Consider the following 8,610-nt stretch of genomic DNA (forward strand, 5'->3'; position numbering starts at 1 on the left):
TGATCAATCACCTGACGCAGCAGTGTGCGGTTGGTCACATTGATCGTAAGCGTCGAAAAGTCGGGCTCAATCAAAGCCAGATGCCCGCCGGGTTTCAACACACGCAGCATTTCAGCAACGGCTGACTTGAAGTCATTCAGGTAAATCAAGATGCGTTCTGCCCGAACGCAGTCGAAGGATTCGTCTTCAAAGGGAAGGTTAACTGCATCGCCGGTCTGGTACTGGATCCGACAATTTCCAGCGTCGGCACGGCGTTTGGCTTCCGCAACAAAGGCATCGCTCTTGTCCAGCCCGCAGATGTTGCCGTCAGGCCCGACGATTTGTGCAAGACGAAGAGTTTCCAGACCGAAACCGCAACCGATGTCCAGCACTGTTTTTCCAGGAGCAATGCCACCGCGCCGGCGAGCCAGCTCCTTCAACTCCTGCAGCTGTGGAATGGCATCGAACGCTTCCAATATGGCGATATAGTCTGCCGTATCGGCCACATCGTTCAGAGCTTTGAATTTGCGCAGTTCCATCGACACTCTGCCTTTCACGGATAGGTCGTATTACGTCTTTATGCCACCGAAACAGGACGGATCAAACCGTGCGGGCCCGCAAATCATTCAACAGAATTCTGGCACTTGCTTCAGCACCGCCAAGCTCTACCTGAGCGGCCTTTCGCGGCAGAGCAAGCGCATCGTCTATGGCTGCAGCCAACAGTTCGGGCGTTAGTCCGGATTCGGCTGCAACAACTGCGCGGCCATGACTGGCAAGGGCTTGGGCGCGCTGGGTCTGTTCTGTTTCATTTGCCTGTGCGAAAGGAACAAATACTGCTGGAACGCCTGCAATCAAAATGTCCAGTACAGTGTTGTAGCCTGCTTGACTGACGGAAAGGCGAGCTTGTTTTAAAAGCTCCGGAAAGTCTCGGCGCGCGCGCTCTACCACGACACCCTGCGTGGCGCTCTTTTTGTAGATTTCGAAGGCATCGTTGGAAATGTCGTGGCCGATCAGAACGCGCCAGACCGTATCTTCCGCACGGCGCGACAGTGGGCGGGCTTCCAGAGCGGCGGAAAGCAGGCCTTCGGCGACTGCTCCTCCACCACAGGAAATGATGACTTCGTCTTCGCCATCCGTTCCATCAACCGGTGGCCTCGTGCCGCCGTTAACGTATCCGGTGTAACGAACAAGATGGTCCACACGATCGGCGAATGGAAAACTGTCGGCGAGTTGAATGAACTCCGGATCCGAGTGGACCAGAATGCGATCATAATATTTCAACGCCTGGGCGGCCATCCACTCTTCTTTCCAGAGCTCCTTCTTGCGCACCAGGATGTCGCGAATGGAAGTGGCTATAAGAGGCGGCTTGTCTTTCGCCCTGGCCGTTTCAAGGAGAGGGCTCAGTTCGAAGTCGAGTTGGCGGCGGCCGAAAGGATAGGTCTCGGTCAGTAAAAGATCGTAATCCTCTGCCTCAAAGGCTTGAATCGATGCATTAACGCGGGCGGATTTCCAAGTCTCGTCAATATTTTGGTTGTCCAGGGTGACAAGCCGCTTGAAGGCAGCATCCGGGCTTTTGCAGGCTGGCAGCTCAACAACATTCAAATGTGCAGTATCCAATGTCGGCGGAATTCTGTTGCCGCTGGCAAGGGTGATCTCAACACCTTCTGCAGTCAGAGCCTTGCCGATGGCGGCGGCACGGACCACGTGCCCGGTGCCCAGAAGATGCTGAACATGGATAAAGGCCTTGAAACTCATGCCGGCATTCTCTTTCCGCGCTCCATGTGGTTTTGCAGTGTCTTTTCCAACAACGCGTTGAGCCGTGCCGCGCCGGCGGCAAGCGTGTGGTGGTCCGCGATATGCCGGCTGGCAGCCTGGCCCAGCTTGTCCGATAGTGTAGGGTCGTCGATGACCTTTTTTAGATTGGCTGCGAACGCCATTGCATCACCTTCCGGAGACAGCAATCCCGTCTCACCGTCTCGGACGATATCCGGAACGCCGAAGGTATCACCGGCTATGATCCCGGTTCCAGCTGCCTGAGCCTCCAGAATGACGAGCCCGAACGCTTCGCGGATCGCAGGCCAGACTAGGAGATCGTGGCTGGCAAATTGAGCAGCAAGTTGATCCTGTGGCAGCGCGCCAAGAAACGTCGTACGCTCCGGTGGGAACAATTGAAGGATATGATCCTTGTTCGGTCCGTCACCGACAATCGTGAGATGATATGCATCTTTGCTCAAGTGTGCCAGTGCCGCTGCCAGGACTTGAAAGGACTTGGTCTTGTCGCCTTGACGCATCATCCCGGCAGCAATCAGTTTGAGCGGTGTCTGGGCAGGTGGTTTTCCGATAAGTGCTGCCTGTTGAAAGGGTGATGCATCCAGAAAGGGCAGCAGAACGCCAAGATGATCGGGAGTGACGACGGCCTTCAGGCACTCCACATCGGCATTATGGATCGCTGCAACGGCATCGGCGCGAGAGAGGGCAGCATCTGCCGCTGCAAATCCGAAAGCCCAGTCGCCCTTTTGACGCTTTGGCGCCCGGCTTGCTTCCACAATGGCGTAAGGCAGGTCGAACCGGTCCGCCAGCGCAGGTCCGATCCAGTCCGGTGCCTTGTGATAAAGGTGGTAGGTCAAAAAGAGGTCGGGCCGGTAGCCACTTTCCCGCCACGTATCGGCAATCCGCTCAGTTTCCCGAAGCGCTTCTTCCTCCACTGCGCCTTGAATCTGGTCACTGCCATCTTTGCGCCAGGATCGGAAGGTGCTGGCAATGGTGACCTCATGCCCGGCAAGATCCAGCGCCTTGACGATCAGCCGACCCATTGTCCGGTCACCGGAAGGTACCGGATGGTTCAATGGTTTCATCGGTGCGGTAAAGGCGATTTTCATTGTGGTTCCAGGGTTGCGGCTTACAGTACCTTACGAAATTTAGCCGCCAGACGGTCAAGCCCGGGATCGGTTGAAAAATCCTTTCGCACATGGGTCGCTGCCGCGAGACCAAGCTTGAAACGCCTTTCAGGATCCTTGATCAGCCCCTCCAGGGATTTTGCGAGCTCATCAGAATCGCCTGGTGTGACGAGTTCGCCGGTTTTTCCGTCATTGATCAGCTCGGGAATGGCCGAGACTTTTGTGGACAGGCAACACCGTCCCATCGACTGGGCTTCCATCAACACGTTCGGTAATCCATCCCGATCGCCGGTTTTGGCGAGTTTGGAAGGCAGTATGAAAAGGTCGGCTTGCTGGCAGCACGAGATCACTTCTTCGCGCGGCTGCGCACCACGCCAGGTGATCCTGTCAGACAGCCCAAGCCCATCGGCAGCCGTCTTCAATTCATCGGCCAGTTCGCCACCGCCAATATGTTTGAAATGCCAGTTGAGTTCAGGCGGAAGTTTCGAAAGAGCAGCGAGGAGGTCGTCATAGCCCTTCTTTTCAACAGCGCGGCCGACGGAAATGAGACGGACCGGGTCGCCGCTTCCATCGCGAGGTGAGGGCGTTTCGGATGGCAGCGGAAATCCTGAAAAATCGAGCCCGTGGTATAGCAATTCGATCTTGCCGGGATCATCTGCAAGGCTTTTCAGGTATTTGGCATTGACGCCCGTGCAGGTAACACCCCAGGCGGCATCATTGATTTTTGTCTTCAGGTCCCATTCCGGGCTGGTCCAGATGTCCTTGGCGTGTGCGGAAAAAGACCAGGACTTGCCGGCAAGATGAGCCGCATAGCGCGCGGCGGAGCAGGGGGTGTGAAGGTAATGCGTATAGATCCAGGTGATATCTTCTGGAAGTTCATGAGCGAAAACACATCCCTGTGCCCAGCGCCGTTGCCGGTCCGCATTGGGTTGATGTGCAAAATCGGCGTCGAATTGGTTCTTGGCGGCTTTATAGGTCGGCTGCTTTTCTGCCCAGCGTTTTGCCCTGGCTACCCGGGCAGGATCGTCTTTCACATACTCGGGAAGATACATGACTTCCGCCGAAATCTGCCGGTGAAGATCATGAATATAGGGATCGTAGGGTTTGCGAAGCGCGACAATCAGGATCTCGACGCCGCGCCGTTCCAGTCCGAGCATTTCCTGCGCAATGAAGGTTTCAGACAGGCGAGGATAGCCTTTGACCACAACGGCAATTCGGGACATCGATTGGCTCTTGAATGGAGAAATAAGGAAGGCGCTGAGACTTAGAAATTCACCAGCTTGCGGTCATCTTCAGACAGCTGTTCGTCGAATATCTCGCCAACCCTGGTTGTTATGACCCCCAACCCGCCAAGGAGGTTTTCAACGCCGGCTTCCGAGGGGGGTGGAGTTCTCGGCAATTCCGAAAGGGCATCCGCCATGAGATCCGCATCCGGGTATCTGTCAATCGGCAGAACTTTCAAAAGACCACTTTGCTCGGCTCGTTCTGCGCGGATCGCCTGTTCGCGGCGTGGAATGACCCTGGGCACCATCAGCGTCGGTTTATCGAAGGACAGGATTTCACAAAATGTGTTGTATCCACCCATGCCGACAATCGCGGTTGCATTCGCAAGATAGGGTTCGATCTGCGGCGTGAAACGGATGATTTCTACATCGCGAAGGTGTTCTGCACGCTCGCTGAACTGCGCGGCTGCGGCTGCAGGCATGAACGGTCCAAGCACAATGAGAGCCGGAAACAAGGGTCTTTGCCGGGCCTCATAGGCACGCATGACCCAGTCGACCATTTCAACACCGTCACCGCCGCCACCAGGTGTCACCAGAATGTAAGGCTCTTCGCCAAAAGGGGTCGGCGCAGGTTGCTCGGCCGCTGCTTTGGGCAATTCGCGTCGCAGGTATCCGGTATACCGCAGTTTTTTCATCACGCCGTCAGGCAGTTCCAGCCCTTCAAGCGGGTCGCAGATGTCTTCTGGGCCATAGACCCAGATTTCATCATAGAGGGATTTCAAGGCAGGGTAGACGTTCTTGCGGTCCCATTCATCACGAAGAACCTTCGGGTCGTCCATGACGTCGCGCAGGCCAAGTACAAGCCGTGTCTTGGTGTCCTTCAGCGCTTCAAGAGTACCGACGACCTCACCGCGCAGGCCAAGCGGTTCCTTGTCGACGATGAATATGTCGGGCTCGAAAACCTTGGCTGTGTGCTCGATGATGGACGAACGGATCGCCAGCGTGTGGTCGATATTTATGTGCAGGGAAAGCGGGGTGTATTCACCGTTGCGCAGTTTGATGACACCCGGAATGCGGACGAAGTCCACGCGTGAGCGGAACTCAAAGCTTCCGATGATCGGTGACCCTGAAAGAATCAGAACCGAAAGCGTGTCGAAATCGCCAACAAGCGACTGGGCAATTGCGCGGCATCGTCTGAGATGGCCGAGACCAAAGGAGTCATGGCTGTAAATCAGGATCTTCGGCGTTTTGGAACTCATACTGCCCCTAGATTTGTAAACATGCACAGAGAAGCTTATGTCTCAACTCATGAGACTTTGTCACGCCCCGAAATCCCTTTGAACATGACTTTTGACAAGGAAACGCATCAAAGTGCTTGTGGCAATTGATAATCCTGCCTAGCGCATCGTATTGGGATCGTTAATATACCAAAAATGATCTGCTTGAACATAATTGATCGTTTTCTATTTGGATGAGCTAATGGAAAAAAGCCTTTTTCGCTTTATCTGGAAGTACAGCGCCCGTCAGCAGATCTTCATTCTTATGGTCACCGTACTCACGTATCCGGTGGTCTATTTCCTGCTCGAATTGCCGAAACTGATCGTCAATGACGCGGTGCAGGGTGACAATTTTCCTCGGGCGGTACTCGGTTTCGATTTCGATCAGATCCCGTATCTGGTGCTGCTGTGTTTCACTTTTCTCGGTCTTGTCGTCGTTTCGAATGGACTGAAATTCTATTTGAACGTCTACAAAGGCCGCCTCGGCGAGCGCATGCTGCGGCGCTTGCGGTTCGAACTTTTCCAGCGCGTCTTAAGATTTCGTCTCCCTCATTTTCGCAAAGTCAGTTCCGGTGAAATCATTCCGATGATCACCTCCGAAGTGGAGGATGTCGGCGGATACATCGGTGAAGCCTTTGCCCTGCCTGCCTATCAGGGTGGCATGCTGATCGTGCAGCTCGGCTTCATTTTCATGCAGGACCCGCTTCTGGGTCTTGCGGCGATCAGCTCCTATCCGATCCAGGGTTATGTCATCCCGATGCTGCAGAAGAGGGTTGTCCTCCTGTCGCGCAAACGGGTCAAGAATGTGCGCGTGATTGCCGACAAGGTTGGCGAGAGCATTACGGGCGTCGCAGAGATTCATGCCAACGATGCCGCTGCCTGGCATTCGGCGGATATCTCCGATCGTCTCTATGAGAACTTCAAGATCCGCTACGAGATCTTCAATCGGAAGTTTCTCATCAAGTTCCTGAACAATTTCATGAACCAGCTGACGCCGTTCTTTTTCTATCTGATTGGCGGTTATCTGGTCATTGAAGGCAATTTGAGCATCGGTGCGCTGCTCGCCGTTATTGCTGCCTACAAGGATCTGGCGGGCCCGTGGAAGTTGCTGTTGTCCTTCTATCAGATGACAGCCGATGTCGGTGTCAAATACCAGACAGTGGTCGAGAATTTCGATCCACAGGACATCTACGATACCGAACGTCTGACCGCGGACGACATGGTCGAACTGAGCGGGGACGTCAAGTTCGAGAATGTAAGCTTCTCAGGCGGTGCCGCCGGTCAGGAAGTCATGGACATCAATCTGACGGTACCTGCGGGCAGTGCCTGCGCAATTGCCGGTCCCGACGGCTCGGGCCGGTCGGAAGTGCTGCAACTGGCGGCCGGGTTGGTGTCGGCTTCCTCCGGCAAGGTCTTTATTGGAGATCATGATCTGGACAAGCTGACCGATTCCACGCTCGGTCGGGAAATTGCCTATGTCGGGGGGGCCGTTCACGTCTGGACCGGAACCATCCGTGACAACCTCTATTATGGATTGCGGCACCGGCCACTGGTTCCGCCGGAGCGCGAAGGCGACGACCTCAAGCAATACAAGCGGCGCGTCAACGAAGCCAAGCAGACCATGAACCCCGTCTACGATCTGGCCGCGGACTGGGATGATCTGGCCGCCGCCGGTGTCGCCAACGAAGCGAAGTTGGACGAAAAGGCGCTGGAACTCCTGGAGGCTGTCAAGCTCGACAACGATATCTACAGGCTCGGCCTGCAGTCGCGGTTCGACCCCTCCATGAACGATGAATTTGCCGAGAAAATCCTGAGTGTCCGCAAAAACCTTGCAGGTAGGATCGCCAGCGAACCGGCACTCGGTGGACTTGTCGAGCTGTGGAACCGGGATGGGTTCAATGCCAGCGCAAGCCTTGCGGACAATCTTTTCTTCGCAGTTCCCTCCGATCCCGAAATCACGATGGATCAGGTTCCGGACCTTCCGGAGGTCAAGGCCTTCCTGTCCGAAACGGGGTTTGATCTGAAACTTCAGCAAATCGGTCAAAAGATTGCCGAAACCATGCTGGAACTGTTCTCCAATGTTTCCGGGGACAGTGGTCTTCTGGGGTCATACTCGTTCATCAATCAGGACGAGCTGCCGGAATTCGAGCGCATTGTCCGGATCGCGAAATCCGGCCAACAGCGTCCCGGATTGACCGATGCCGACAGATCGCGATTGACCGGACTGGCCTTCAAGCTGGTTCCTGCCCGTCATCGTCTCGGTGTCATGACGGACCAGCTTCGTGACGAGGTCATTGAGGCACGCAAGCGTTTCCTGGAAAGCGTGGTGAAAAACAGCGACAGCTTCGTGGCGTTCGATCCCGATGTTTATCTTCCCCCGCTTACGATTGAAGACAACCTGCTTTTCGGTCGGGCGAGGGTCGATCGGCGGGACGCGCGCAGGCGCATCGATGATGTCATTCGCACGATAGTCGAGGAAACGGGACTACGCCGTCCGATCATCTATGCGGGGTTTGGATATCATGTCGGCGTTTCCGGTTCCCGGCTGTCGGCAGGGCAACGCCGAAGAATTGCACTGGTGCGTGGTCTACTGAAAAATGCAAAAATCACCATATTAGATGATATTGCTACCGGTATGACTGAAGACGACAAAGTTTTGCGCAATGATTTAAGGCAAATCTTGTCCGGAAAGACTTTCTTATACGGTACGTCCAACGCTGAAATAGCGGCTGAATTCGATCGGCGCTATGTTTTGGATCAGGGCCGGATTTCAGATAAGGAATAGATGTATGACGGCGTTCCTGGAAGCAGAGGTTCTGCGGGCTCCATTTGCGTGGTTTGATGCGAATATGCCAAAAGAAAAAGAAGCTGCGAGGCAAACATGACACTTGAAACCGAAGTCGAAGCTCTCCGGAAGGTGCCACTATTCCATGGCATTGACGAAACAAAGTTGCGTCTGCTGGCCTTTATCAGTGACCGGACCGAGTATCCTTCGGGAGAGCGGCTTTGCTCTCAGGGAGAAGAGGGCGATTGTGCTTTCATCATTCTTTCCGGTGCGGCGGACGTTCTGGTGAATACATCCGAGGGGGAAAAAAAAGTTGCACAAGTTTCGGAAAACTCCATCGTAGGTGAAATCGCGATCCTCTGCGATGTTCCGCGTACCGCGACACTGGTTGCTGCGAACAACATGGACGTCCTGACTGTTTCAAAGGATGACTTCTTGAAACTATTGAA

7 protein-coding genes are annotated in these 8,610 nt (G+C 54.8%); 2 read left to right on the top strand and 5 right to left on the bottom strand.

The genetic code is table 11. The features are described 5' to 3' along the window. The 5 genes from K5905_RS20560 to K5905_RS20580 all read right to left on the bottom strand — a co-directional run. A partial coding sequence (locus K5905_RS20560) for a methyltransferase domain-containing protein (protein WP_297587119.1) occupies nucleotides 1–518 on the bottom strand: 518 nt, incomplete at its 3' end. 61 nt (nucleotides 519–579) lie between these two features. Continuing rightward, entirely contained in the window at nucleotides 580–1,734 is a 1,155-nt protein-coding gene (locus K5905_RS20565) for a glycosyltransferase (RefSeq protein ID WP_297587122.1), read from the bottom strand. Continuing rightward, on the bottom strand, nucleotides 1,731–2,858 hold the full coding sequence (locus K5905_RS20570; protein ID WP_297587124.1) for a glycosyltransferase family 4 protein: 1,128 nt from the start codon (nucleotides 2,856–2,858) through the stop codon (nucleotides 1,731–1,733). The genes K5905_RS20565 and K5905_RS20570 overlap by 4 nt, the downstream gene beginning before the upstream one ends. Nucleotides 2,859–2,878: 20 nt before the next feature. Beyond that, nucleotides 2,879–4,099: a glycosyltransferase family 4 protein gene (locus K5905_RS20575; RefSeq protein ID WP_297587127.1), complete on the bottom strand. Its 1,221-nt coding sequence runs from the start codon at nucleotides 4,097–4,099 to the stop codon at nucleotides 2,879–2,881. A 41-nt stretch (nucleotides 4,100–4,140) separates the two neighbouring features. After that, nucleotides 4,141–5,358, bottom strand: coding sequence for a glycosyltransferase (locus K5905_RS20580; protein WP_297587130.1), 1,218 nt, complete (start codon nucleotides 5,356–5,358; stop codon nucleotides 4,141–4,143). A gap of 220 nt (nucleotides 5,359–5,578) precedes the next feature. On the opposite strand from K5905_RS20580, the gene K5905_RS20585 reads away from it, so the two are divergent. Together K5905_RS20585 and K5905_RS20590 are read left to right on the top strand one after the other, a co-directional pair. Continuing rightward, nucleotides 5,579–8,161 carry an ATP-binding cassette domain-containing protein gene (locus K5905_RS20585; protein ID WP_297587132.1) on the top strand — a complete coding sequence of 861 codons (2,583 nt, stop codon included), beginning with the start codon at nucleotides 5,579–5,581 and terminating at the stop codon, nucleotides 8,159–8,161. A 96-nt stretch (nucleotides 8,162–8,257) separates the two neighbouring features. Next, nucleotides 8,258–8,610, top strand: a 353-nt coding sequence (locus tag K5905_RS20590; RefSeq protein WP_297587135.1) for a cyclic nucleotide-binding domain-containing protein, incomplete at its 3' end; no start/stop codon positions are given.

It is taken from the genome of Roseibium sp. (genome assembly GCF_025698965.1).
GTDB lineage: Bacteria > Pseudomonadota > Alphaproteobacteria > Rhizobiales > Stappiaceae > Roseibium.